At 59.8% G+C, this 24,164-nt stretch carries 31 protein-coding genes; 7 read left to right on the top strand and 24 right to left on the bottom strand.

All coding sequences use genetic code 11. The annotated features are described in order from the left end of the window. Positions 1 to 48: 48 nt before the first annotated feature. From FHT28_RS36395 to FHT28_RS27095, 14 genes are all read right to left on the bottom strand, one after another. Positions 49 to 354: a hypothetical protein gene (locus tag FHT28_RS36395; protein ID WP_168597915.1), complete on the bottom strand. Its 306-nt coding sequence runs from the start codon at positions 352 to 354 to the stop codon at positions 49 to 51. A gap of 23 nt (positions 355 to 377) precedes the next feature. Then, positions 378 to 779 (bottom strand): hypothetical protein, encoded by a 402-nt coding sequence (locus FHT28_RS27155; protein ID WP_168597914.1) that lies wholly within the window; start codon positions 777 to 779, stop codon positions 378 to 380. Between the two features lie 83 nt (positions 780 to 862). Continuing rightward, the gene (locus FHT28_RS27150; RefSeq protein WP_168597913.1) at positions 863 to 1,348 is read right to left on the bottom strand and encodes a hypothetical protein; all 486 of its coding nucleotides are present in this window, start codon (positions 1,346 to 1,348) and stop codon (positions 863 to 865) included. A gap of 3 nt (positions 1,349 to 1,351) precedes the next feature. Continuing rightward, entirely contained in the window at positions 1,352 to 1,783 is a 432-nt protein-coding gene (locus FHT28_RS27145) for a phage tail terminator-like protein (protein WP_015340443.1), read from the bottom strand. A 37-nt stretch (positions 1,784 to 1,820) separates the two neighbouring features. After that, positions 1,821 to 2,213: an HK97 gp10 family phage protein gene (locus FHT28_RS27140; protein ID WP_168597912.1), complete on the bottom strand. Its 393-nt coding sequence runs from the start codon at positions 2,211 to 2,213 to the stop codon at positions 1,821 to 1,823. 21 nt (positions 2,214 to 2,234) lie between these two features. Further along, entirely contained in the window at positions 2,235 to 2,462 is a 228-nt protein-coding gene (locus FHT28_RS27135) for a hypothetical protein (protein WP_168597911.1), read from the bottom strand. Beyond that, the gene (locus FHT28_RS27130; RefSeq protein WP_168597910.1) at positions 2,459 to 2,815 is read right to left on the bottom strand and encodes a hypothetical protein; all 357 of its coding nucleotides are present in this window, start codon (positions 2,813 to 2,815) and stop codon (positions 2,459 to 2,461) included. Before FHT28_RS27130 ends, FHT28_RS27135 begins: the two co-directional genes overlap by 4 nt. Then, positions 2,815 to 3,312 carry a DnaT-like ssDNA-binding protein gene (locus tag FHT28_RS27125; RefSeq protein WP_092577525.1) on the bottom strand — a complete coding sequence of 166 codons (498 nt, stop codon included), beginning with the start codon at positions 3,310 to 3,312 and terminating at the stop codon, positions 2,815 to 2,817. The genes FHT28_RS27130 and FHT28_RS27125 overlap by 1 nt, the downstream gene beginning before the upstream one ends. 72 nt (positions 3,313 to 3,384) lie before the next feature. Further along, positions 3,385 to 4,356, bottom strand: coding sequence for a DUF2184 domain-containing protein (locus tag FHT28_RS27120; RefSeq protein WP_168597909.1), 972 nt, complete (start codon positions 4,354 to 4,356; stop codon positions 3,385 to 3,387). Between the two features lie 3 nt (positions 4,357 to 4,359). Beyond that, the gene (locus FHT28_RS27115; RefSeq protein WP_168597908.1) at positions 4,360 to 4,830 is read right to left on the bottom strand and encodes a DUF2190 family protein; all 471 of its coding nucleotides are present in this window, start codon (positions 4,828 to 4,830) and stop codon (positions 4,360 to 4,362) included. A 27-nt stretch (positions 4,831 to 4,857) separates the two neighbouring features. Next, the gene (locus FHT28_RS27110; RefSeq protein WP_168597907.1) at positions 4,858 to 5,973 is read right to left on the bottom strand and encodes a DUF2213 domain-containing protein; all 1,116 of its coding nucleotides are present in this window, start codon (positions 5,971 to 5,973) and stop codon (positions 4,858 to 4,860) included. An 80-nt stretch (positions 5,974 to 6,053) separates the two neighbouring features. Next, on the bottom strand, positions 6,054 to 7,418 hold the full coding sequence (locus tag FHT28_RS27105) for a phage portal protein (protein WP_168597906.1): 1,365 nt from the start codon (positions 7,416 to 7,418) through the stop codon (positions 6,054 to 6,056). A gap of 47 nt (positions 7,419 to 7,465) precedes the next feature. Then, on the bottom strand, positions 7,466 to 8,950 hold the full coding sequence (gene terL / locus FHT28_RS27100; RefSeq protein ID WP_210255884.1) for a phage terminase large subunit: 1,485 nt from the start codon (positions 8,948 to 8,950) through the stop codon (positions 7,466 to 7,468). Next, on the bottom strand, positions 8,907 to 9,254 hold the full coding sequence (locus tag FHT28_RS27095; protein WP_092577535.1) for a hypothetical protein: 348 nt from the start codon (positions 9,252 to 9,254) through the stop codon (positions 8,907 to 8,909). The genes terL and FHT28_RS27095 overlap by 44 nt, the downstream gene beginning before the upstream one ends. A gap of 297 nt (positions 9,255 to 9,551) precedes the next feature. Between FHT28_RS27095 and FHT28_RS27090 the strand changes: the two genes are divergently transcribed. Further along, complete coding sequence (locus FHT28_RS27090; RefSeq protein ID WP_246704963.1) at positions 9,552 to 10,229, top strand: 50S ribosomal protein L11 methyltransferase; 678 nt, start codon at positions 9,552 to 9,554, stop codon at positions 10,227 to 10,229. 66 nt (positions 10,230 to 10,295) lie between these two features. Here FHT28_RS27090 and FHT28_RS27085 read toward each other — a convergent pair whose 3' ends face one another. The 4 genes from FHT28_RS27085 to FHT28_RS27070 all read right to left on the bottom strand — a co-directional run bounded on the left by FHT28_RS27085 (position 10,296) and on the right by FHT28_RS27070 (position 11,984). Further along, positions 10,296 to 10,961 (bottom strand): DUF6362 family protein, encoded by a 666-nt coding sequence (locus FHT28_RS27085; RefSeq protein WP_037194513.1) that lies wholly within the window; start codon positions 10,959 to 10,961, stop codon positions 10,296 to 10,298. Next, a complete protein-coding gene (locus FHT28_RS27080; protein WP_168597905.1) occupies positions 10,936 to 11,352 on the bottom strand; it encodes a hypothetical protein in 417 nt (138 codons plus the stop codon). The genes FHT28_RS27085 and FHT28_RS27080 overlap by 26 nt, the downstream gene beginning before the upstream one ends. A gap of 57 nt (positions 11,353 to 11,409) precedes the next feature. After that, on the bottom strand, positions 11,410 to 11,688 hold the full coding sequence (locus tag FHT28_RS27075; RefSeq protein WP_092577543.1) for a hypothetical protein: 279 nt from the start codon (positions 11,686 to 11,688) through the stop codon (positions 11,410 to 11,412). A 77-nt stretch (positions 11,689 to 11,765) separates the two neighbouring features. Further along, positions 11,766 to 11,984, bottom strand: a complete 219-nt coding sequence (locus FHT28_RS27070; protein WP_168597904.1) for a hypothetical protein — start codon at positions 11,982 to 11,984, stop codon at positions 11,766 to 11,768. Positions 11,985 to 12,344: 360 nt separating this feature from the next. Between FHT28_RS27070 and FHT28_RS27065 the strand changes: the two genes are divergently transcribed. From FHT28_RS27065 to FHT28_RS27055, 3 genes are all read left to right on the top strand, one after another. Further along, complete coding sequence (locus tag FHT28_RS27065; RefSeq protein ID WP_037194520.1) at positions 12,345 to 13,133, top strand: LexA family transcriptional regulator; 789 nt, start codon at positions 12,345 to 12,347, stop codon at positions 13,131 to 13,133. 386 nt (positions 13,134 to 13,519) lie between these two features. After that, the gene (locus FHT28_RS27060) at positions 13,520 to 13,906 is read left to right on the top strand and encodes a hypothetical protein (RefSeq protein ID WP_037194522.1); all 387 of its coding nucleotides are present in this window, start codon (positions 13,520 to 13,522) and stop codon (positions 13,904 to 13,906) included. 54 nt (positions 13,907 to 13,960) lie between these two features. Beyond that, the gene (locus FHT28_RS27055; RefSeq protein WP_037194524.1) at positions 13,961 to 14,362 is read left to right on the top strand and encodes a DUF4440 domain-containing protein; all 402 of its coding nucleotides are present in this window, start codon (positions 13,961 to 13,963) and stop codon (positions 14,360 to 14,362) included. A 14-nt stretch (positions 14,363 to 14,376) separates the two neighbouring features. Here FHT28_RS27055 and FHT28_RS27050 read toward each other — a convergent pair whose 3' ends face one another. The 6 genes from FHT28_RS27050 to FHT28_RS27025 all read right to left on the bottom strand — a co-directional run bounded on the left by FHT28_RS27050 (position 14,377) and on the right by FHT28_RS27025 (position 21,303). After that, positions 14,377 to 15,039 (bottom strand): response regulator transcription factor, encoded by a 663-nt coding sequence (locus FHT28_RS27050; RefSeq protein WP_037194527.1) that lies wholly within the window; start codon positions 15,037 to 15,039, stop codon positions 14,377 to 14,379. 3 nt (positions 15,040 to 15,042) lie between these two features. Further along, a complete protein-coding gene (locus FHT28_RS27045) occupies positions 15,043 to 16,107 on the bottom strand; it encodes an ATP-binding protein (RefSeq protein ID WP_168597903.1) in 1,065 nt (354 codons plus the stop codon). A gap of 650 nt (positions 16,108 to 16,757) precedes the next feature. Then, entirely contained in the window at positions 16,758 to 18,089 is a 1,332-nt protein-coding gene (locus tag FHT28_RS27040; RefSeq protein WP_168597902.1) for a nitrate/sulfonate/bicarbonate ABC transporter ATP-binding protein, read from the bottom strand. Positions 18,090 to 18,110: 21 nt separating this feature from the next. After that, positions 18,111 to 19,871 (bottom strand): ABC transporter permease subunit, encoded by a 1,761-nt coding sequence (locus FHT28_RS27035; protein WP_168597901.1) that lies wholly within the window; start codon positions 19,869 to 19,871, stop codon positions 18,111 to 18,113. A gap of 105 nt (positions 19,872 to 19,976) precedes the next feature. Further along, positions 19,977 to 20,207, bottom strand: a complete 231-nt coding sequence (locus tag FHT28_RS27030; protein WP_092577565.1) for a hypothetical protein — start codon at positions 20,205 to 20,207, stop codon at positions 19,977 to 19,979. Positions 20,208 to 20,589: 382 nt separating this feature from the next. Continuing rightward, positions 20,590 to 21,303: a TfuA-like protein gene (locus FHT28_RS27025; RefSeq protein WP_168597900.1), complete on the bottom strand. Its 714-nt coding sequence runs from the start codon at positions 21,301 to 21,303 to the stop codon at positions 20,590 to 20,592. Positions 21,304 to 21,597: 294 nt separating this feature from the next. Between FHT28_RS27025 and FHT28_RS27020 the strand changes: the two genes are divergently transcribed. From FHT28_RS27020 to FHT28_RS27010, 3 genes are all read left to right on the top strand, one after another. Continuing rightward, positions 21,598 to 23,523 carry a hypothetical protein gene (locus FHT28_RS27020; protein WP_168597899.1) on the top strand — a complete coding sequence of 642 codons (1,926 nt, stop codon included), beginning with the start codon at positions 21,598 to 21,600 and terminating at the stop codon, positions 23,521 to 23,523. Between the two features lie 33 nt (positions 23,524 to 23,556). After that, a complete protein-coding gene (locus tag FHT28_RS27015; RefSeq protein ID WP_037194543.1) occupies positions 23,557 to 23,775 on the top strand; it encodes a hypothetical protein in 219 nt (72 codons plus the stop codon). A gap of 129 nt (positions 23,776 to 23,904) precedes the next feature. After that, the gene (locus FHT28_RS27010) at positions 23,905 to 24,138 is read left to right on the top strand and encodes a hypothetical protein (RefSeq protein WP_168597898.1); all 234 of its coding nucleotides are present in this window, start codon (positions 23,905 to 23,907) and stop codon (positions 24,136 to 24,138) included. The last annotated feature ends 26 nt before the right edge of the window (positions 24,139 to 24,164 follow it).

Raw genomic sequence — 24,164 nt, 5'->3', positions numbered from 1 at the left:
CAAAATAAAGCCAAACTAGATCCATTTATAATGGAGCAACTGCGCACCTCACCCCGCCTCCCGCGCCCTGATCGCCTCTGTCTCCTCCTCCACCGCTTGGCAATAGCGCCCGTCCATCGCCTTCAGCACGGCGATGTCCTCGCGGCGCAGGAGGTTGCCGGTCAGCTGCAGCCAGCCCAGCATTTCCTGGTGTGAGAGCGGCGCCGGGCCGGAAAATCCGGAAGCCTGCGTCGAGCGCAGGTCCCAGAACCAGTCCCAGAGCGCATGGCCGGCCTCCGGCACCTCGGCCTCCGGGCTTAAAAGCTCGAAGGCCTCGTTGCGCTCGCGCCGGGTCTCGCCGTTTGTATCGCGCACGCAATCATAGCGCGCAACGACCCCTACGGCTTCTGAAAGCCCTTCGGCAAGCTCTTCATAAAATTTGCGCGGTCCTCCGAGGCGGCGGCCACCTGATCGTAGATCCAGCCGGCTTCCTCGACCACTTCACGAGCCTTCTCGAAGGAGAGCGCCGGCTGCTCGCCCTTCCACTGCTGCTCGTCCCAACTCCAGGAAGCGATGGCGGCGGCGGCCTTGTCGAGATATTCGGCCTCGACCTTGCTGGTGGTCAGCTTCTTCTTGCGGCTGGCGAGGAAACGATCGCTATGCTGGCGAACGATCTTCTTCACCTCGTTGCTCTCGGCCGAGCGGATCATGAAGGAAATGCCGAGCGGCTCCTCGGTGGCCGGATGCAGGAGCTGCAGCTCGAAGAGATCTTCGGAATTGACGAGACTGGAGATATCCAAGGAAACACCTTATCGGTTGGGACATGTGAAGGTAGCCGCGCGCCGCAGGAGAGCGACGCGGGCAAGATTCCGTAAGATCGCGCTTACGGCGTGGAGACGGGATCGACGCGGATCGGCAGCTGGTTGAGGCCGACCTTGAACTTCTCCAGATCGAAATCATCGGAGCCGCCGCCGGGATAGAGCGGGCCGGAAACGACGCCGCGCGAATAGAACACCGTGTTGGTCTTGCCCTGCGGCGCGTCGTTGCGCTCGACCTTGATCGCCATGTTGTTGATGTTAAGCGGATCGCCGAAGACGCGCAGGATGTCCTGGCCGGGATCGTCGGCGATGGAGGCGACTTCGAGCTCCGGATCGCCGGCGTTGGAAACGCCCTTCTGCTTCTGCTGCACCGGCTCATCCAGCGTATTGTAGTTGTTGATGGTGGATTCCGAGCCGAAATCGCCGACCTTGCCGACCTTCCCCACCTGCACCCAGGTCAGCGCGGCATAGGCGCTGGCCGTCAGGTCGGTATTCTGGGGCGTCTCGCATACGTAGACTTTCGAGCCCTTCTTCGTGCTTTTGTTCGCCATGGATCATGTCTCCGGTTCAAAGGCGGTGTAGGGAATGGTGACCGGTATCTGCACCCGGTCATCCTCTTGGATCGGGCCTGCGGCCCACGGCTCGCCGCTGATCGTGATCTTCACGCCAGAGGCGAACAGCGTCTTGTTGTTGAAATGATCGATGACCTGGCCGGCGGCATCGAGTGGCTTGATCAGCCCGCCGCCGGCCTTCCAATAGACGGAAACCTGCAGAAGCCCGAGCTTCTGCTGCGGATCATCGCCGAGCGTCACCTGCCGGGGACGGTTGGGCAGGTAGCTGACGGCCAGATAGTTATCCGGCTTTTCTTGCCCCGCCGGGGGGAAGGCAATGCCCGGCTGCGCCACCGGCAATGGCGGCTGGAATTGGAGCGCCGCCAGATGATCCAGCAGCGCAGCCAGAATGAGAGCGTCCGTCCCCGTCGCCATGCGTCACCCATGTCTATGATGTTGAAATTTAGAGAGATCAGTCCGCCGAGTCGCGTGCGGCGCGCTCGACGATGTCAGGCCATTGGCGCGCCGCAAGCCGCACCATGCCCTGCCCCGCCTGCCCATCCTTGCCGTATTCGACGGCAGCGGCGTGCGGCGCGGTGAACCCCATATGGATCATCCCGCCTAATGGCACGCCGAGGCCGGCCAGATCGACCGGCTGGCCTTCATTGGATCCCTCCGCGTCCCTGCTTTGCCGTGGCGGGGCGGAGACCCGGAAGGAATTGACAAGTTCGCAGGAGGCCACAGGCGTTGCCTCGACGATCGCCCCGGCCAGCCGCTGCGCGGAGAGGTTCGCCACCTCTTCCATGCGCCTCTTGGTCCGCTCGGCCCAGGCGGCGATATCGGCGGAGAAATTGGAGGAAGCCATGTCGATTGCCCCTTGATAGCGTTATGGATCATCGGCGGCGTCGCCCGGTGAAGAGCCACGCCGCTCGAAATTCAAAAGGGTGAGATGACCGTAGCGGGCGCGAACCGCAGGTCTGGCGGTTTGGGATTCGGCCTTCGCTCCGCCACTCCTCTCAATTCCCGGCAACGGTGAAACCCGATTGAGCAGCAGGATCACTCGTGACAGCAGCCAAAGCGTCAGGATGGTCTTGAAACGCACGAGCGCCGTCATCGCCGCACCTGCATCTGCCAGAAGACGACCGTCCCACCCGGCGACAGCGGCTGGATATCGACGATCGCATGCTCGGCGCCGCCGATCAGCACCTTGTCGGCCAATATCGGCGTGATCGAAAGCCCCTCGGTCGAGAGATAGACCATGCGATCCCCGCGCTGGATCAGCGTGTCGGCGATATGCGCCTGGCTCTGGTCGAGATCGACGAAGGAACAGAGAAAGTCTTCGCTCGTCTGCACCGGATCGTAATCCGGACCGGCACTCCTGATACGCCGCACGCTGCCCTTCTGGCCGAATTTTGCGATCAAACGCTCGGCCGTCGCGCGTGCTCTGTCGTAATCGAAAGCGGCCATCACACCACCAGAATGCCGGGGAGTACCGGGCGCAGGAGTGGGTAGAGAAGCCCGTCAAGCATGGTCAGCACCGGCTTTGCGGCGGCGATCATGTCGTCGCTCGTATCGGCAACGGCATATTCCGTCTCAAGCGGCCCCACCTTCTCGCGCTTCACCGTGCGGGCCGCAACGATGACAGGCGTCAGGCTGCCGGGTTCCGAAAGCTCGAGCGCCGCCGCTTCATAGGCCGCATAAGTCACGGCCAGCGGCAATGCATCGTCAGCGATCACTTCACCATTCACCGTCGTCGCCTCGCTGCGAGGCCAGGACAAGGCTTGGTCATAGCCCCCGGTTCGCCGCCCGCTGAATTTGGGCTCGTAAAGGCTGTCGACCACCTGCGATCCGCGCACCAGCGCCGCCAGGCGATCGCCATCGCTGGCCAGCGCCCAGCCGGCATTGGCACGATCGGCGAAATAGGCATCGGCGGCAGCGAGCGTGCCGTAAAAGGATGCGGACATGAAAGCTCCGTATCGATCGTTGAGAAGACAGACGCCCTCTCCCCGCGCGAGGCGGAAAGAGGGCAATCAGCGTCAGGCCGCAGCCGTGATCTCGTCGCCATAGGCCATGGCGGCCGGCAGACGCACCTCGGTGCCGCCGGTGCGGGCGATGATGCCGGTTTCGAAGCTCATGATCGACTTCTGGCGCGGCTGCAGCACGCGGCGCGGCATCGGCAGATGGAAACGCAGTACCTCAGGATCACGGCGATAGACCACCATGCGGCCGCCGCCATCCTGCGATGCTGTGGCCAACTCACGCAGCGGCTGGATGTCCAGCGGCTGCCCGGTCTCGGCGGTGTAAACATTGCCGCGCCGCAGGAACTCCAGCACGGTGATGTAGCCGTCGCCATCGGCAAGCCGTTTGGCGGCGATCAGGCGGAAGGCTTCGGGCGGCAGACGCAGGCTGTCGACCCACTCGACCTCGCCCGTTCTCTTCCGCACGCCGCCGATAAGATCGTTGACGTCGCGCAAGATCTGGTCGGCCGTCTTGGCAGACCAGTGCGTCGAGCCGCTTGTGCCATCGGCAGCGACATCGACACGCGAGACGTTCGGATCGTTGACGAAACCGGTCCAGCCCTTTTCCGTCGAGCCGATCATGGCGACGGAATTCAGCAGGCGCTCGATCTTATCGGCGGCGAAAATGGCGTGGGATGCGTTGAGATCGAGATTGTAGAGCGCGGCCTGGTTGACCTCCTCGAGATTCCATTCCCAGCCCGAGCCAAGCATCGCGAAGTCGTGGCTGGCGCTGTCGCGCGTTGACTGGTTGAACGGCATGTCCGTGCCGGCGGCGGAGAGGAACTTCGCCTCGCCGGCGCTGTCGACCGTAAAGAAGGTCGTGCCGGCAGCCCATTCGTTACCTTCAGTGACGACAGGAACATGGAGGCCATAGTTGAGGGTCGGATAGCGCCGCTGGTAGATACGGGTCTCGATATTGCGACCCTGCGCAATAACGAAGGAATAGGCCGCCTGGGCGTCCGCGAAATGCTGTCGAACGAATTGGTTCATGGATTAGGCGCTCCTGTGCTTGAGCGAGATTTCGACGATGTCGCCGTTGCTGCCGCTCGTGTCGAAGAAACAATCGGGGATGGGGCCGACGATGCCGGTGCCGGCTGCGTTGACATAGGCGTCGGCAGCGGAGCTGTAGTAGACAGCGTCACCATCGGCGACGGCGCCGCCTGCCCGCACGTACATCTGACCGGAGGTCAGGAATGCGCCCGTGACGAACTGCGCAAAGCCGCCGGCTGGTGCTACATCCGGCAGCACGGTCGGCGTCAGCACGGCAATGCCGAGGAATTTGCCGCCGGCGGCGTAAGGCGCCACACCGTGGTCGGCGAGGCCGCGCTGGACGGGCTGGCCGAACTTGATTCCGGCGGCATTCTCCACCGTACGGCTGATCTTGTTGGCCTGTTCCTCCGAAGCGATCTGCCCATGCAGGCCCTTCCGAGGAGCGTTTCCATAGGTGGTCTGATAAGTCGCCATTGAAGCGTCTCCTTTTCGTTGACCTGGTTAGGTGGGGTTGGCGGCCAGATGCGCGGACTGGAGGTCGCGAACCATGGCGGCATAGGCAGTGAAGGCTGAGGACATGGACGTCTGCGTCGAGTTGATGCCGCCCTTGACCGCATCGGCAAACAGATCCGGCTTTTCGCGCAGCCCCTCGGCCAGCATGTCGAAACGCGCGTCGATATAGGCATCCGATCGGCCCTGCACCGCGCCCTCGCCTGCCTTGGCGATAACGACAGCCTTGCGGATCGCCGCATCGGTGAGGCCGGATGTCTTGATATTGCCGGCAATCGTCTTGGCAAGGCCGATCAAGTCGGCGCGCGTCTCGGCCTTCCGATCGATTTCAGCATCGCTTGGAAGTGCGGATTTGAGCCCATCGAGTTCCGCATCGCGAACGGCGATGGCCTTCTGGTGCGCAACCTCCGCATCCGCAAGTCGTTGCTGCAATGTCGTGATGATCTCCGCGGCCTGATCGCTGACCTCGATGTCGATGCCGTCGATCGTCATTGTCTTCGTGGGCATCATTCCTTCCTTGCTCTGATGATGATCGGAAATCGAACGTGGGGCTGCGAGAGGAGAGCAGCCCCACGGTGCGGCTGCATCGCCGATGCGGACTTTCGAGCCCGCTCGGCCACGGCGCACAATGGCGATATGGTTGATGCGAATATTTCGCTGAATGGCGTCATACGCTTCGCCTGCAGGCGTTACGCCCGCGGTAAAGTCGACGTCGCAGACGTAGCCGGCCGAAAGCTCCTGCTTGCCGCTTTCGATGTCCTGAATGGCCGCTTCGTCGCTGACCATCAGCGGCACGCGGAGGAAGATGCCCTCGCCGGCGATCTCGTCACCGGTCTGGCCGACAGAGTATTTCTTCCAGTTCTCCGACGTGACCATTTCCGGCGGATGTTCGTTTGTCACCGGCCGGTGAGCGGCACTTTTCAGCGTATCGTCGGAAAAGACTTCCGTGCCCGGCCGATAGATCCGCACGGCGTGCATCTCGGGCCGGCCCATTTCAGCACCGCTATAGCTTTGAATGCCTGTGCGGGCGATCCGGGCGTCGGCAACAAGGTAGCCGTCTCCGGTCCGCCGCGTTCCCGCGACGGTGACAGTGTCTGTGAAATTCATGTTGGGATTTCTCCTGGTCGGAGCCTAATGGAGTTTAGAATAGGAGTTTCTGGCTATGACAAAGCCGGATGCATGGGCGGTTACATCGACAGGACGTTGCGTTCTTCGATCGGGTCAGAAGCCAGTTTGGGCTGGGCGGCATGTTCCGATTGGTCGGATGCCTTCATGGCCGCCTCCAATCCGGGCAGCGATCCATCCTCGACGAAAGCATTCACCAGCGCTTCGGAGAGCGCCTGTCGCGCGATAATCTCCCCGCCGGCAGTTGAGCCAAACAAGGCTCGCGCCGCTTCTGCCTTCGTCTTGAAGATATCGGCCCGCTCCTTCTCGCTCATCTGCTCCAAGGGCGCCCAGCTGGAATAGATCGCCGGATCGCGGGCACCGGTGGCAGAACGAATAAGGCATTCGTCGAGCCGCGCCATTGCGGGCGTATAGTCAAGCTCCTGGATTGCCTGGATCCGGTCGTGATAGTTCTTCATGTCGGCAGCGCCGGTGGCATTCAGGCCGGCGGGCGATTGGCCCAGCAAGCGTGTCACCGGAATATCAGCGGCACCAGCAACGATCTGCATGAAAGCCATCAGAATGTCGGTAAGACCGGAGAGCGGCGCACCCTTGCTGTCGTATTCCTCCTCAGCATCGAGGATCAGCGTTCCGTTGACACCCTTGATGGCATTGGCGAGCGTATAGCGGCGCAACACGGCGTCCTCATAGGCCTGATTGCCGATATTGGCAGAGAACTGCGGCACCCTGATGATATCGATCTTCGCTTCGAAGACGAGGCTGGCGATATTGGCCGCTGTGCTATCCGCATTCTTGATCGCGTCGAATGTCGCGGCCAGCACGCTTTCGCCCCAAGCATGATTGCCCATGCCGCCGAACTCTTCATTTGGCGTCATGACACCTCTGAAAATGACCAGTCGCGACGGATGGATAACCACCTGCGTCCCGTTGGCGCCGGTTAGCGTGTAGAATTTCGGTTTGCCGTACCACTCGGACGCCGGATCGCCATCCATGTCACCGGCTGCAAGCTGGTGGCGTGTCAGCACGGTCAGATGCTTGAGGCCGCCTTTTCCAACTGCCTCCATGTCGAGCGGCAGTGCCGGATCGGATTCATCGGTACCGATGAACAAGGCAGCGCCACCGAACAGACGCGCTTTCGTGGACGCTTCAAGCACCTTGCCGCGCAGATTGAGCCGGCGCTCCTCCGCTTCGATCAATCCGATCTGGTCGCCCGTGGCCTGCCAGTTTCGCCACTTCCGGCAGCTATCCAGTGCCGGGATGTCGATGATCTTTCGCGGCAGCCAGGAGCCACGATAGGCCGCGATAATCTGCTCGTCTGTCAGGATCGGCTGCGCATAGAAGACCGAAGCCGCCTTGTCTCTTTCGGTGCCCATGCGGGATGCAAGGCTCACCAATCCGTCACGAACCATCGAGAATATCTGCCCCATGGATTGTCCTTTGATATCAATGTGATGAAAGACCCGCGCCAGCGAGCCTAGAAATTCGTGAAGCTGAAGGAAGAGCTCAGCGCGAGCTCGTTCAGAGCGTCTGCAAAGGCATCGACCTGGTCATCAAACTGCCCGTTCGGAAAGGCGCAGATCTCGTCCAGAAATGCTTCGTTCCAGTCTCCACGCAACAGCTTGACGTTCCCCGCTTCCGCCTGAGCCGACGCCGGCTTGGCGCGCGTCGCTTTGTCACCGGTCGCGGACAAAACTCTGATCGGAAAGCCGGCCAGCAGCTTGATCTTCGTTTCCGCGTCCGCCTTGCCGGCCGCACCCGGATCTTGCGGCATGCGGATCATCACCGTCGGCCCATCCTGCGACGCCATGTTTTTCAGATTGCGTTCCACCTCGGCGGCCGACCATCGTCCGCGGGCGATAGTCTCGACGTAGAAGACGCCGTCAGCCCATGCCATGCGCAGACCGACGGTCCAGTCCGGCTGACGGCCGGGACGCTCCTTTGAGGCAGCGAAATCCCAGGCGCGGCAGCGTTTCGCGCCGGCAGGCACCGCCTCGACGATTTCGAAATCGCCGCGTTGAAACAACCCGCCTGAGCGCGGTGAAGGTCGCTGCTGAAACTGACCGGCAACCGCATAGGATCCGAGCGGTATCTTGTCACGTTCCACCACCGCACGCGGAAAGCGCTGCGGAAAGAGCAGTTCGCCCTCTTCCATCCTCGGATCGACAAACCCGATCGATGTGCGACAACAGCGCTCCGGCTCGAACTCCATGGGCAGCATCAGATGCTCGTAACCGAGCCCAAGCGCCAGAATGGTGCCGGACACATCCGCCTCATGCAATCGCTGCATCACCACGACGATGGCCGAACGCTGGGGGTCGTTGAGCCGCGTCGGCACGGACTCGCGAAATGTCCGAACCGTCGACAGACGCTCCGCTTCGGATTCCGCACCATCGACTGAATGAGGATCATCGATGATGACCCGATCACCGCGACCTCCGGTCAGCCTTGAAAACGGCACGCCCTGGCGCGATCCCGTGCGGGTATTGGCAAAGGCCATCTCGCCGGTTCTCGTCAGCTTGACCCGGTCCCCCCACAGCGCCTGATACCATTCCGAGGCAACCAGATCGCGCATGCGTCTGTTGTCACGCTTGGCGTAATGTTCCGAATAGGACGCGCCGAGATAGCGCAGTTGTGGTTTGTCTTTCGGTCCCCATTCCCATGCCGGCCAGAAGACGCCGCAGAGAAGCGACTTCATCGTGCCCGGCGGCACATTGATCAGCAGCCGCGTGATCTCGCCTGAAGTGACTGCTTCAAGATGCCGGCAGATCGCGTCAATGTGCCAGCCATGGACATAGTCCGCAGATGGCTCGACGACATGCCAGGCTTCTCGGACGAAGCCGGCCAGCGACTGGCAATTGGCGCGAATCCGCTCGGCATCCGCGGCGATCTGTCTCTTACGCCGAGCCCGCTCACGCTCAACTGTCCGCTTCGCTTTCTCCTCTTGGATCGCCGCCATCATCGTCACCGGATCCGGCAAGCGGACCGAAGAGGGATTCGAGTGTCGCAAGCTGCTCATCCGTGGCATTGGTTAAATCGATCGTGAAAGCCCGGTTTCCCTTGGCCCCAGCTCCTGGGCGCTCGCTTGGCTTCTGGTGAACATAGGATGCTGCGATCTTCGCCATTTCATCGCGTCGCTTCTGATCCGCCTCATTATCACGCATCACCTTCAACATATAATCGAGCGGCGTATCGCCGGCCGGAACGGCTTTGCGCCGGCGCGCGCGCGGCTTTCGCTGCACGACCGGCTTGTCGGCATTGGACATGCTTGAAATTCCGATGGAGCCTTGAAAGGAAACAAGCGGTTTAAAACATCGCTTGCGGTCAACAGTGCGTCGCTGCAACTGTTCTCATCATGTCAAAACCAATACCCCAATTCGGCGCTGTTGGCGACACCCTTGAAGGATAACGGCTCTGCAAGGATTGACGAATCTTGACGAAGACAATGGATAATTATTTGAAATCCCTTGAGAATATCCCGCTCCGCAGTCCGACGAATTGATCAATATTCTCGCCGGCGACTATCTGATGATAGTTCCCAAGAGGCGAAGCAAGAGGAAGCATTGAGCCACAACTTGGAAAGCGGCCCAGGCCTCGACGGGGCACGGCAGTTCATCACCACCAATCTTCCGATTCTGCCCGTTCCCGGCATTCCCGAGATTCGGCTGCACAAGGCAGGCCCGCATAGTGGTTTGCGACATCTCGCAGAGCGGGATCCGCAATTCGGCTCCCCCTATTGGGCACATTACTGGGGTGGAGGGTTGGTACTAGCACGCTATCTTCTGAATAGGCCAGAAACCGTCGCCGGTTGCCGCGTGCTCGACCTCGGTGCTGGCTCAGGAATTGTGGGCATTGCAGCCGCAAAGGCCGGAGCGGCAGACGTGTATGCCGCTGATATCGATCCCTATGCCATCGCAGCCATCGGGCTCAATGCGGCTCTGAATGACGTGGCTGTCCAGCCCGTCCTCGCAGATTTGACAAGAGGCGAACCTCCCGCCGTCGATGTCGTCTGTATCGGTGATCTCTTCTATGAAGCGGCCCTCGCAAAACGCGTCACCGCATTTCTGGATCGCTGTCTGGCAAAAGGCACAGTGGTTCTAATCGGCGACCCGTGGCGCGCTCACCTGCCGGCATCGCGACTTCGGATTCTGGCAGAATATGCCGTGCCGGATTTTGGCGAGAACGCCGCAAGCCCTCGGCTAAGCGGCGTCTTTGCATTCGAAAGCAGCATGTCACCATAAGGTGAAAAACGATCAAGGTCGACCACAGCGGCAAATACGGATTCGGACCGGAAATGCCGTCGCGATCTAGACCTTCATCTTGGCACGCCGGCGATTTCCGCGCTCAAGCCGCTTGGCAAGCTCTGCAAGTTCAGGGCTGGCCGCATCGAACACCGGCCGGGCGTCATCCGGCAACCAATGCGTTGCATGTTTGGTCATCGGCGGTTTAACCCGCTCGCAACCGCCGGCCGAATTCGGCATCATCGGCGATATGCGCGACCAGTCAGGCTCCTGCAATATCGGCGAAGTGGCGAGAAGTGCGCCGGCGACATTCTGAAATTCGCTCTGAATGCGCCGCTCCGCGGTGCGCCGCACACGCCCGGTTCGGGCGCAGAAATCCCGAAAAGATCCGGCGACGCGAGGTGCAGCAAGGCAAACGGACCAGCGCGAAAGCAGGATGCGGCGCTCCTCGTCCCGGACGTGGATCCGCAGCCAATCCTGCAACACCTCTTCGGCCCGACTGATGGCGGCAGCGCTCGGGCGATAACGGATGCGGAGATCGGCATGATCCATCGACTCGGGCAGGACATCCGGCCAGAGCGTGCGCATTCTGTCCGGGCGAACGCCGCGGACATCGAGGTGAACCATCGTATCGGCCGCCTCGATGAAGCGAGCACGAACGATCAGGCTCAAATCGGCGATCTCAGCCGCATGATGGGATAGATCGTCAAACTGCGAGGCGGGTCGGTGCATCAAGTCGTCTCTCCAATTCCCAATAGATTAGGGTTCGCAGCGTCGCGCGAACCGGCCAAGGCCGCCTCGCCACGGCATCCAAGCGCAGCGAAGCAAGTGCGATGTCGTCGAAGGCGTCAAGCAGGTCGCCCGGACGCTGCAGCGCCCAATCCTGACGCTGCATAAGAACATCGGAGACTGCTCCGATCGTATCCGACCAAAGCTCGTCGCGATTATTTCCGGTTTGACGGATGCAGCGCAGAACGAAGACCAGATGTCCGTCGCCATGTCGCCCCCGGATTTCCTGCCTGGTCCCGCGAGCATGGCTCTGGGCCGGTGCGCGGCGGCGATGGACCGGAACGAGCTTGATGCCGAGGCCATCGAGAAGAAGATCAAGCTTGCCCTTGGTCATCGATCCTGCGGCTCCTTTCGCAAGAAAATGTATGCTTGTTCCACCGCGGCATATCGGTCACGCCATGTTCCCGGCCGCAACGCCGATCGGCTTGGGCTTAAAGAAAGCTTCCGCCTTGGAAATTGCCTCCACTCTCGCGCCATCGCGCAGCATGGGCGTGTTCAGATAGGCAACCATGGCCTCGCCAGCGGCGGCCTTTGCTGCGTCCTGCGTCGCAAAGACAATCGGTTCGCCGCTTCGATCCTTGAGGATCTCGTTCGTCGCGCGATGAACCTTGCGAATCCAGCCGAGATGACCGCCGGTAACCGCTTCTGTTCCGATTTGAAATTCATTCATAGCAACCTCCTCTGGCCGGCGAGGCCAGGTCTGTGAGTTGGATTCTGTGGTTTGATTTTTCGTGCAGAAGCCGATTTTCAGCTCGGTTTCGCGAAGCGTGTCCGCTTTGCCGCGCCGGCATCTTTGTCGCCGGTCATCCGGAAATGGATCTGGTCACCCTCAGGTGCACCGCAGGCGTCATCCTGATCGCCTGAATATTCTGATCTCCAGAAGACGGATTTTATCGCCGCCAGCGTACTGGCGAAGAAGAGCGCGGCGCCGATACACGCCAGAAAGCCTTGTAACATTTCGCTCATGGCATCTCCTCCGGATTCGGCGCCGGTGTCGCAGGCTCGGCATCGTCCATCTCCGCCGGCTCCACGGCTGCGTCGCAGTTTTCGCAATGCAGTTCGATGATCTCTGCGATCGACATAGCCCGATGACAGCCTGGACAGTCCCAGAAGCGGTCGAAATATCCCGTCTGCAAATATGATTTCCTGCCCCTCCAGCTCGCGATCATGCCATCACCCCTAAACACATCTTCCATCGCACGCCGGTTAAGCCAGCGTACCGGCCACGGCGATTTGCACCGCAGGCTCCTTGATAAACACAAATTATGTTGATAATAATGTCGATGTCAACATGATTTATGTTAATAATTTTGCGAGTGTCACCTGATGCAAAAATCCATGGGCGAACGACTGAAGACCGCGCGCGAAGCCGCAAATTATCCATCAGCCACGAAGGCGGCAGAAGCGCTCGGCGTGAGCCTTTCCACCTACCGGGCGCACGAGAACGGCCAAAACGAATTCAACGCCGAGATCGCTAACCGCTATGCCAAGAAATTCGGCACGACGGCAGCCTATCTCCTGACCGGCGAAGGGCCGCGCAAAGTGGCCCGCTCGGTACCGAACATGGTCACCTCCTTCGATCCGGACGAGCAATACAATGAAGGATTCGCTGAAGATAACGATGAGCTCAGCTACAGCCGCGAGCATTGGCAGCCGCAGATCGCAGGCGCAACGCCGGAAGTGGATGTCAAGCTAGGTGCCGGCAGCGGCGTTGTCGGCGAAGTCATCAACCTGCCCGTCGGCTCCGGGAATGTCGCCGGCCACAAGATCGTTGCGGAATGGCTGATTCCCGCGGGGTATTTGCGCAACGAGGCGAAAGCTTCGCCAAACCATACCATCATCATGGAGGTGATCGGCGACTCCATGCAGTCTACATATATGCCAGGCGATCGCGTCATCGTCGATCTCTCCCAAAACCAGATGACGACCGATACCGTTTACGCCATTAGCGACGGCTATTCCGAACCGCAGATCAAGCGTCTCCAGCGTGTGCCCTTCACGCATCCGAGCCAGGTGAAAATCATTTCGGACAATCCGGCGCTGGAAACATTCACTGTCGAACTGGAGCGGCTGACGATCATCGGCCGCATCTGCGGACATATTGCGCGGAAGTAGCAAGCCCGCCTTTTCTCCTTTCGCATAGCTCACCAAATCTGTGACTTTCGCTGGATATGTCGGCGGTCATAAGCCTCAAACACTTTTAGTGTCTTTCTCGACCTAAATAAACACAAATAATGTTGACATGTATCGTGTTGAATGGCAATTTCTCATTAAGAGCCTATTGGCACTGAAAGGAATGAGCCCGCGCAAGCGTTAAAACCTTGCACGAAGTCAGCGAAACCGGACAGGCCATGGATTTGGAAGCCGGAAGCATGCTGAAAGGAAGTGCCGTTAATGCCCAGTAAGCCCAACACTACTGCGACGGATCTGGCGGACACAGTGATGATGGACAACAGGAAAATAGGACGTGTGGACTCCATGTCAAACGCGAAGGCAGCAGAATGACAATGCACACCGATGTGTTCTCCTGCGAATACTCGTTCGATGAGCTGAGCATTCGCCTCTGCGATCGCTGGGAAACCGGATTGCTGCTCTATGGGCGCGCCGAGTTGACATCGGCGGGCGCCGGTTATGAAGATGAGTTTTACGTCTCTGCAATCCGTTTGGATGGCGGGGCGAGACTGGCAAGGCCGAGCGCACTGAACGTCACAGGCAATTTCGAGTCCGAACTGTTTCGCCGGATAGCTGCGGTCATAGAAGACGAAAAGACACATGCCGGCCATCATGCAGCCGAGCTTTTCGCCAGTGAATTGGAACAATTCAGGGAGACCGATTATGACCACGTCTACAAGGTCGAGCGGGAAAGAATCCTGGAGTCGCTGGCCTGATGCACATTGAAATTGAGGCTTTCACACCGAAATCAAACCGAAACGGATGCTGCCATGGCCACGGAAGTTCCGCTGCGCGAGCGTGAAGAAATTCGTATGCTCGAGGAGAAACTGCATCGTCCGGAAATCCGCCAGTCGCCGGATGCAGTGGCGGCGCTCCTGGCGGAGGGATTCGTTGAATTCGGCAGTTCGGGAACGATCTATAACGATAGAGACGAGCTCATCGCACGGCTGGCGGAGGAGACGGCGGATAAACCTTCAGCGTTGGTCACCGCCTGCGATTACGCGTTTCGATCGATTTCACCCGATGCAGTCCTGGTGACTTATCGAGCCATTCGGCCATTAAAAGATGGTAAGCCGCCGCGGCATGTCTTGCGCAGTTCGATCTGGCAGCGCATCGATGGCAGGTGGCAGATGATATTTCATCAGGGCACCGTCACCGCCCCACCGGCTTAGCGAAGAGACCGAGACTAACGCTGCCCGGGCGCCACACCATTTCCCCGACGGTCGACACTTGCTTTGGTCAATCCGAGACTATCGGCCATTCGAATGAGGTCGGCCACGGAGTCGGCCCGCATCTTGCGCATGGCTTGACCACGATGGACCTTCACGGTGATCTCGCTCAGGCCGATCTCAGCGGCGATCTGCTTGTTCAGAAGGCCGCACGCAACAAGCGCCATGACCTCGCGTTCACGTGATGTGAGCGTCGAAAGACGTTCCTGAAGATCGATGGCCGCGGCTTCCTTCCGAAGGCGAGTCCGATCGATTTCGAGAGCTTGCCGGATAGCGTCGAGAAGATCCTGCTCGCGGAACGGCTTCAGGAGAAACTCCACCGCGCCGGCCTTCATGGCCCTTACGGACATCGGCACATCGCCGTGTCCGGTAAGGAAAATGATAGGCGTCAGATAACCTGCCTTCGCTAGCTCGTCCTGAAAATCGAGGCCGCTCGCATCCGGCATCCGGACGTCGAGGACAATGCAGGCCGGGCCGACCGAACGAGGGTGCGACAGGAAGTCACGCGGCGAGGCAAAACCACGCGTGTCGTAGCCGATCGAGCGCAGGAGGCTGTCGAGCCCGTCTCGCACGGACGCATCGTCATCGATCACATAAACGGCTGATCGCTGCTCTTCCATGCCCTACCCTCTCACCTTCGCATCCAACGGCAAGGTGAAGCCGAAAACGGTTCCATGCGGGAAGTTCGGCGCCGCATAGACGGTACCACCATGTGCCTCGATGATCGACCGACTGATCGCCAATCCCATTCCCATGCCGTTCGGTTTGGTCGTATAAAAGGCGTCGAATATCGTGTCGAGCGTCGCCAACGGCACGCCAATACCGGAATCACGCACGCTGACTGTGATCTTGCTTTCATCGGCAGCGGCACTGACAAGCAGTTCACGCGCCTCTGCGTCGACTTCAGTCAGAGCCTCGATTGCATTCATGATCAGGTTGAGGATGACCTGCTGGACCTGCACACGATCGCCGGCGACCAATGGCAGATCGCTCGCAAGCTCGGTGCGAAGAAGTATCTGGCTCTTCCGGATCTCGCTGCGAACGAGTTCCAACACATCCGTAATCGCCTCGATCAGGTCGATCCTGTCGCGCGAAGGAGCCGACCGCGCCACAAGTCCGCGGACGCGGCCGATGACATCGCCTGCCCGCCCGGCATCCATGACGATCCGCTCGATCGCGCGCCTCGCCTCATCCTGATCGGCAGGCGTTGCCGAAAGCCATCGGAGCGCAGCGTTGCCGTTGGCAGCTATCGCCGTAATCGGTTGACTGACCTCGTGCGCGATGGATGTGCCGAGTTCGCCCACGATCATGAGGCGCGACATCCGCGCAAGCTCGGATTGCGCGAGCCTCGCTCTTGCGTCAAGCCTCTCGATCCTGATCGCCAGATAGGTCGTCGCGCCGATAGCGAGCAGGCTGAGCGTGCTGTTGACCAGCCCTGCTTGCGAAGCTCCATGACGCGTCAGGAAGTAACTCACGACCGTCAGGACGGCACAGGCGACGCCCACGAACGCGATCGCTCCCGTTCGCCCGGAATACACCGATATCAGGATCACAGACACGTACAGAACGGCGAACGCGATCTCCAAGTCGGTGATCGTGTCGCCAATAAAGATAAGGCCGGCAAGGATCGCGATGCCGAGCCAAAGGAACGGCATTTCGAGAAGATACTTCAGAAACTCTCGCCTCATGCCCTTCGTCCCCGTTTCAGCGTTCGCGGCACATTCCGTGTGGGAGTGGCAAACTGCCTGACCCAAAGTCCGAAAACAACCGCGGCCTTCGCCGTGCCAGATTGAGGGTCATTTGATCAAGTGCGACGGTCATGATTGTCGTTCCCTGCATAGTGGTTGCAAAAACGGCGGCATTGCCGACGTCGAAGGATGGCGAGACTTGCTCTGTTCAGACGAGCTGCGGCGCGAACAGCAGGCGCGTTTGCCTCGCAGGCAGCACCCGCGAAAATATAGGCGCGTGGTCCATTGCATGAGCCGATTCGCGCCTCAAAAAAGTATCTGCGCCCGGCAGCCCGGCATAGTCCTTCAGGCGCGCCGCTCGCTTGCCGAAATGCCCTCGCACTTTGGGAGATTTGGTCCTCCCTGTTGCTGGGGCTGCGCCGATTCTGTCTGCTGAGAGCCGCCAGCAGGCGGCCAGATTCTTCATTGTCCCCGGGCATGATAATCCTTCCCGCGACCAAGCAGGCCGCGAGAGCGAATGGATCGGCGATCCCGTTGGAGCCCTGTGCGTTGGGCCGTGCCTTGGGTGCTTATCAAATTCAAAAACGCTTCTTGCTTGGCCGCCGCCTCATCCGCCGGCAGCCCTTCTGGATCCAACCCGATCGCGTGTATCAACTTGGGTTCTCCAGCGTGAAGAGATCAGCATTTTCGTCATAGGCGAAGTACTCGGCATAGCGGGCCCAGTTCGTCACGGCCTTGAGGGTGATATCGGCATAATCCTCCGACATGTAATCCTCGAGCTCGTCACGAAAGCGCCGGGCCGGCGCACGGTGCGTCGGCCGCTCGTCCAGAACGCGGCGGATATGAGCAGCAAGCGGCACATAGCTTGCCAGATGTTGCTCGAAGAGCCGCTTGCGCTCGTCGACATCGCTGTCGGAGAAACGCAAGCCGGACGCCGTCAACTTGATGTCGCCTCCTTCGAGATCTGCGAAACGCAGAAGCTGCAGTGTTTCCGCCACCGGAAAGAGATCGTCGATGCCGAGATGCAGGTGTGTCGCCAGCGGCGGCAAGTCGGCCTGCCCTCGATAGGGCTCTGCTGCAACCGTCTCGATGAGGCCGGACATCAGGTTGGTCGAGACGCGCGGCAGCGCCATGGCTATGCCCGTACCCGGGAACAAGCCGTCACGTGTCGGCGCACCGGTTTTTGCCGTCATCCTGGCATAGATGTCCTCGACCAGCATACGAAATGCCGGATCGAGACGATTGCGCGGCTGCGGCAACTCCACCCGGATTTCGGCGATGACACGGCCGGGGTTCGATCCGAAGATCAGAATGCGGTCGCACATCAGCACCGCTTCCTCGATATTATGCGTCACCATCAGAACCGACTCGATCGGCATCCGACCCTCGCACCACAGGTCGAGAAGGTCGGTGCGAAGCGTTTCGGCGGTCAACACGTCGAGTGCGGAAAAGGGCTCATCCATCAGCAGCACCTTGGGACGAACGACAAGCGCCCGGGCAAGACCGACACGCTGACGCATGCCTCCAGACAGCTCCTTGGGATAGGCGCTTTCGAAGCCGTCGAGACCGATCAGGTCGATGGCCGCCAGCGCTCGCTTGCGGCGCTCCGATGATTCAACCCCTTGGGCTTCCAGGCCAAGCTCGACATTCTGCAAGACGGTCAACCAGGGAAACAAGGCGAAGCTCTGGAAGACAACAGCAACGCCGGAATTGGGACCGGTCACCGGCCTGCTTTCGAAAGTGATTTCACCCTTGCTGGGGCGGATGAGACCGGCAATGGCGCGCAGCAGCGTCGACTTGCCCGAGCCGGAACGGCCAAGCAGCCCCACAATTTCATTGGGATAGAGCTGAAGATCGACATTCTCGAGCACGACCAGCGAGCCTGAAGCCCCCTTGTCGTATGTCTGGCAGACCTGTTTGGCCAGCACCAGCGGCGAGCTCTTTGTGATGTCGACCTTGTTGGAGATGACAGCGTTTTCCATGTTCGGTTCTCCGATATGTGATTAATCGAGACGCAGGCGGCGTTCAGCGAAGACGTAGAGCGGCCGCCAGAGCGTTCTGTTGAAGAGGGTGACGAAGACGGACATGACGACTATGCCGAGAATTACCCGCGGAAAGTCGCCCGCCTCCGTCGCCTTCGCGATGTATGAACCAAGCCCGAAAGCTTCGAGCTTCGTGTTTCCCCAGCTTGCCAGTTCAGCGACGATGCTCGCGTTCCAGGAACCGCCCGACGCCGTCAGCGCTCCGGTGACGTAGTAGGGAAATATTCCTGGCAGTATCGCACGGCGCCACCACGTCCATGAGCGCAGCCTGTAGACCGAGGAAGCCTCCCGGAGATCGGTGGGGAAGGCACTTGCACCGGCGATCACGTTGAAGAGGATGTACCATTGCGTGCCCAGCACCATGAGCGGCGACAGCCAGATGTCGGGGTTGGCACCCGTTGCTACGATTGCGATCACAACAACAGGAAAGAGCACATTCGCCGGAAATGCGGCCAGGAACTGAGCCACGGGTTGAACACGCTCTGCAACGGCCGGACGAAGACCGATCCAGACGCCAAGCGGAACCCAGATCAAGCTGGCCACCGCGATCAGGACAACGACGCGGACAAGGGTGACGAATCCGCCGGCAAAAGCGATCCTGACGTCGTTCCACGACAGCGTCTGATCTAGATACGATACGGCACTCCAGACACTCCAGGCACCGACGACAGCGATCAGGGCGAGCCAGCCATAATCGATGACCCGCGTAATCGGCCGCCGTCCGCCCTGCCTGCGGCCAACCATTGTCGGCCTGGACCGCAGCCGGATGAGCATCACGCGGCCCCAGATGGCGGCAAAGGGTGCGGTTAGGTGCTTCAGAAGGCGCGTGCGGCGCACCAACGAATAGACCCAGGACCGTGGCTTCTCCTGTCCCGCCGTCTGCTCGAAGCGGAATTTGTCTGCCCAAGCGACGATCGGCCGGAAGAGCAACTGATCATAGAGGAGGATCACGATCCCCATGGCAAGCACGGCCCAGCCGACGGCGGCAAAGTCCTGCTTGTCGATGGCAAGCGCGAGCCAGGAGCCAAGTCCCGGAAGCTGTACGGTGGTATTGCCGACGGTGATCGCCTCCGAAGCAACCACGAAGAACCAGCCGCCGGACATCGACATCATCGTGTTCCATATAAGACCGGGCGCAGCGAAAGGTGCCTCCAGCCGCCAAAAGCGTTGCCAGGTGGAGAGGCCGAATCCACGGCTGACTTCATCGAGGTCGCGGGGCACCGTCCGTAGCGACTGATAGAAAGAAAAGGCCATGTTCCAAGCTTGGCTGGTGAAGATCGCAAAGATCGAGGCGCACTCGGCACCGAGCTGGCTTCCGGGAAACAATCCCATGAAGAATGCGACGGTGAAGGTCAGGAAGCCGAGCACCGGAACCGACTGCAATATGTCGAGGGCCGGAATGATGATCGTTTCGGCGCGGCGGCTCTTCGCGGCAAGCGTGGCGACGACGAAGGTAAAGACGAGCGAGGCGACGATCGCGGCCAGCATGCGCAATGTCGTGCGCAGCGCATATTCAGGCAGATTGGCGGGATCGAGCGTGAGCGGCGCGGCAGCAAGCCCCGACAGCGGCGCCCGCATTTCCGCGACACCGTGAAGCGCAAGAAACGCGACTGCGACAATGAAGGCGAATGCAGCAAGGTCGTAGCCGTTCGGCAGTATACGGGCGCCCGCAAGCGCGGCAACGGCGCTGCGCTCCCGCCGATCATTAGGAAGGAAGACCATGTCTAATCCCTTGAAAACAAGAGGTCGCGAATGACGCATGTTCGTGGCACCCCAGTCGCGGAGCCAGGGACATGCGCGGTAAAACAAGAATTCGGGAAAGCGGGCCTATGCCGCTCGACGACTGCCGTCTTCGTCGGGAGCAGCTCCGCGCTCGGTCGTCCAGAAGCACTCCAATTTCCCGCTGCGAGGATTGATGTGCCAAACGGCGATCATGCGTGGGCGCTGAACGATCACACCCCGATCAGACCTCGGCGCGCCAACCACGGCGGGCAGGATCTGCAAGGCGGAAAATTTGGATGCGGACGCCCGTCCGCGGAAAAGAACGATATTGTTCATGGCTCACCTCGTCGGTCCGCTTGTCGACGGATCCGGATGGCGAGCCGGACAGGCTATGCCCGACCGGCGCTCGCCCGGCGGATGCCGGTAGCGGTCCAGGTTGTTGCGATGACCGTCCGGATGCGGCTCGAAACCGCAGCCGGACAGCGACTAGGGTAGCTGTCCATTTGTCTCTTGATCAGTTGTTTCGTCAGCCTTCGCATTGTGTCGCGCAGGCAGGGCCGTCTTGTCACAACCACTGAGGGGGATCAATCAGGCGATGGTGCATCGCAATTATACCAAAGTATAGCGCCCGAGATTTCGCAGGCCGCGGGCTTTGGCGGCGGCGATGAGATCATACCCACGAAAGGAGTTAGGAAGCATCCTGAAGTCGGGCTTCGACCTATCGGGAAGAAGGAAATGCTGCATTCCAGAAACTTGTCGCCTCGAAGGTCCAGTCGAAGCTGGGAACAAGGCGCCGATCCGATGCCTTGACGACGGCATCGACGAGCAGCCGGGCGTCCAGCAGCTTCTGATTGACGGAATTTGTCCGCAAGGCTGCCAGCACTCCCGAGGCACGCTTGTCATCCGAAATACAGGACTGAACCAGCAACTTATAGGTACGCTCCTTGAAGAAGATCGCTTTCGCCGTCTCCAGAAGACGATCGTGCTCTGCCCCGGTTATGCACCCCAGCAGCAAGCAATGCGCGATCGTTGCCCGGACATTGACGAGTGGCTCGCTCAAGGGAAGAAAGCCGAGTTCCGCGGGCGCATGGGACTGGGCGACTTCGGCATCGTCCTCCAAGGCGCCGCTGACGTAATCGTCATAAATCCTGCCGATGCCGACCATGCCGAAGGCCGCGCATTCGGCCGCTCTCAACGCGCCCATGCTCGCGGCGCCGAAGACCTGTACTCCTTGAGCAAGGCCAAACAGGATTTCCTTGTGCCAGATCGCCGGTACATACTCATAGACCCCATCAATCAATCCGATGACGTTGGCACCATCGTCCACGGCCTGGAAAAAGTCGCCTTGCCTGGCTGGCGGGCGCAGCTCATAGCCCGCAGCCGGCAACAGAGTCGCACCATGGAAGGTCGGTCCGGCAAAGATAACTTTCATCGTGAACCCAAAATCCTCTTCTCGGCGCGCATCCCGACCTCCCGGAGCCACGTACGGTTGGAAATTTCAAGTCCGGAAGCAAACACCGCCCCATTCAGAACTACCATTTTCGGGATTTGGAGCAACAACCTTCACTAAAACACAGAATTGTGAGGGCTTGAGTTGCAATTAATCACGCGTTGCAGCAGAAATATAGGACCAGTTTCGTTGTCGTACCGGCGTCAATCTGCCTACAATTACTGAAATACGGCACCTCGGCGGCTATTACACGTTTAAAGCGATATAGAAAGCGCGATGGGATTCTCACTCAGAACATTCGGAGAAATCATTCTTCTCGACAGGGAGGGTCAGGCGGTCGCGTTTCCGGAAAAAGCATTGCTGATACTTGCCTATCTACTTGCGAACGAAAACAGTTCTGCCAGCAGGGCAAGCATGGCGCGGCTCCTCTGGGGCGAGGATGATATCGCCAATTCCCTGACGAATCTGCGAAAGCTTGTTTCCCGCATCAAGAGCCGGCAGTCGGACCTGAAGACCGCATTCCTGACCTTTGACGAGACGGACGTCCATCTCGAGCGCGACTCTATAACCAGCGATATTATTTCCGCGCGTGCCGACACGCTCAAGAAACCATTGGATAAGCTTGCTTTCCTTGCAAAAGGCCTGCGCGCAAGGTTTCTCGGGAAGGCCAACTGTCAAAGCAGGGTTTTCATTGATTGGCGGGCGGGCGAAAGCAGGCGACATCTCGCCATGTTGAAGGAAACGCTTGATGACGTCGTCACGGCTCCCGCGACGCCCGACGGCATCGCGCTCATCAAGGAAGCCGCACTCCTTCTCTTCGAGGCCGAACCGCAGGACGAGAGCACGCACCGCATATTGCTGAAGGCGTTCGACGCCGAAGGTGGGCTGGAGCAGCTCAAACGCATATTCGAACGGCGCAAGGAGCTCATTTCATCGTGGCCGGCAAAATTGTCGATGCAGCCTCAAGGCCAGACCCCAGCGCCCGTCCACCAGTCCGAATCGGGCGCATTGTCGGATCGTGATGCGACGACAAGGCCCATCCCGCGCCTGCCGCGTCTGGCCTTGCTGCCGCCAATCAACCACAGTCCCGACCCCGGCGCTGCGATGGTGGCCACCTCGTTGGTCGAGGATATCACCCTTGGCTTCTGCGCCTTGAACAGCCTGCGGGTGATCGCCCCCTACTCCGCCATGCAGATCAGCAGGCAAAGCGAGAACCAATTCGAGCTCCTGCAGCGATACGACATCAACTATGTTCTCGATACCCGGCTGAGCGGCCTCGGCGATGACGTTTCGTTGTTTACGCAGCTCATCTATCTGTCGAACAGCGAGGTCGTCTGGGCCGAACGCTTCAGCTTTCGCAAGCTGGATCTGGCCCGCAATAAACACGACATCTCGCGGCACATCATCCTCGAAGTCGCTGGGCAGGTCGAACAGCATGGGATGACGCGCGCCTATTTCGAACAGAGCCCCGCTGCCTATCACCAATATCTTGTCGCGCAGCAATATCTCCATCGCTTGACCCTGCCGAACATGCGGCGCGCCCGCAAGGAGATGAAGACTGCCTTGCGCGAAAGCGCCGATTTCGCACCGGCACTGAGCTCCATTGCCCGCACCTATTCCAAGGAATGGCTGCTGACGGCACGCGGCGATATCGAGCTGCTGAAATCGGCCGAGACCTATGCCACCCAAGCCATCACGATTCGCGAGGATCTTGCCGACGGCTACCGCGAGCTCGGCGTCGCCAAGTTATTGCAGGGGTCCATCGACGAGAGCGTCGAGGCGCTGGAATTGGCGGAGACGCTGAGCCCGCATTACGCGGACGTCATTGCCGATCACGCGGACACGCTGGTCCACTTCTCTCGCCCCGGCCTCGCTCTTGAGAAAATCCAGAGGGCCATGGAGCTCAACCCCATCAATCCGGACTCATATCTCTGGACGGCTGCGGGGGCCAGCTATTGCCTGGGCAGCTTCGAGAATGCGCTTGGATATATCGACCGGATGGTCGATGCCGATCTGGCAGACCGGCTTTCGGCCGCAAGCTGGGCAATGCTTGGCAACGACAAGAAGGCACGCTTCTTCGTCAGCCGGGCTCTCGAAACGAATCCTGATTTCGATGTGGATAGATGGCTGGCCGTCGTGCCTCTGCAAGAGCAATGGCAAAAGGACATCTATCGCGAAGGCCTTAAGAAAGCAGGATTTTGACATCAAACCAGGTAGAGAAAGGGACTAATCTGCATGGCTAGAGTTGTTATAATTGGAGTGGCCGGTGAAAAAGGCCTATGGGTTGCAGATCTCGACAAAGGAACGGTCGTGCAACTGACCACGCACGTCACCGGCACGCTGAAGCCGGTCGTCGATCTACGGGCAAGCGGCGCAGTAATCACCAAGGGCGTGGATGTCGCCGTCCTGGTAAAATCGGCCGACAAGGCTTTTTCCGGTCATCTGGACGGCTAAGTTACCGTAGATAAAGGAGGTGCCGAGGCAATCGGCACCTCAATGCTGTTTGTCAGTTCGAATAGCGGTAGCTTCCAATATGTCGAGCAAAATGCGAGAATTTTGCACGAGGCTGGGGAGCTGCGACCGATGAGGGAAGAGACCGCAAGGGTAATCTACGCGCGTGTGATCGCGCTCGATCCGCTGATAAACGAATTATTTGAATCTGCTGACGCGGTCGAGGATGAAACGCTGCGCAGCCAGTTCAAAAAGGCGGTGGGAGAGGTAATGGGCACATTATACTTCGAGATCATGTTGCCCTTGGAGAAGCGATACCCGGCCCTCATCCCTGAAACGGAGAGACCATCAACAAAACTCCGATAAAACGCAGCCAGCGAAAAATTATCAAA

The sequence above is a fragment of the Rhizobium sp. SG570 genome (genome assembly GCF_012275345.1).
GTDB lineage: Bacteria > Pseudomonadota > Alphaproteobacteria > Rhizobiales > Rhizobiaceae > Rhizobium > Rhizobium lusitanum.
Note: the sequence above shows the minus strand (reverse complement) of the source record. Positions and strands in the feature narration are given on the sequence as shown.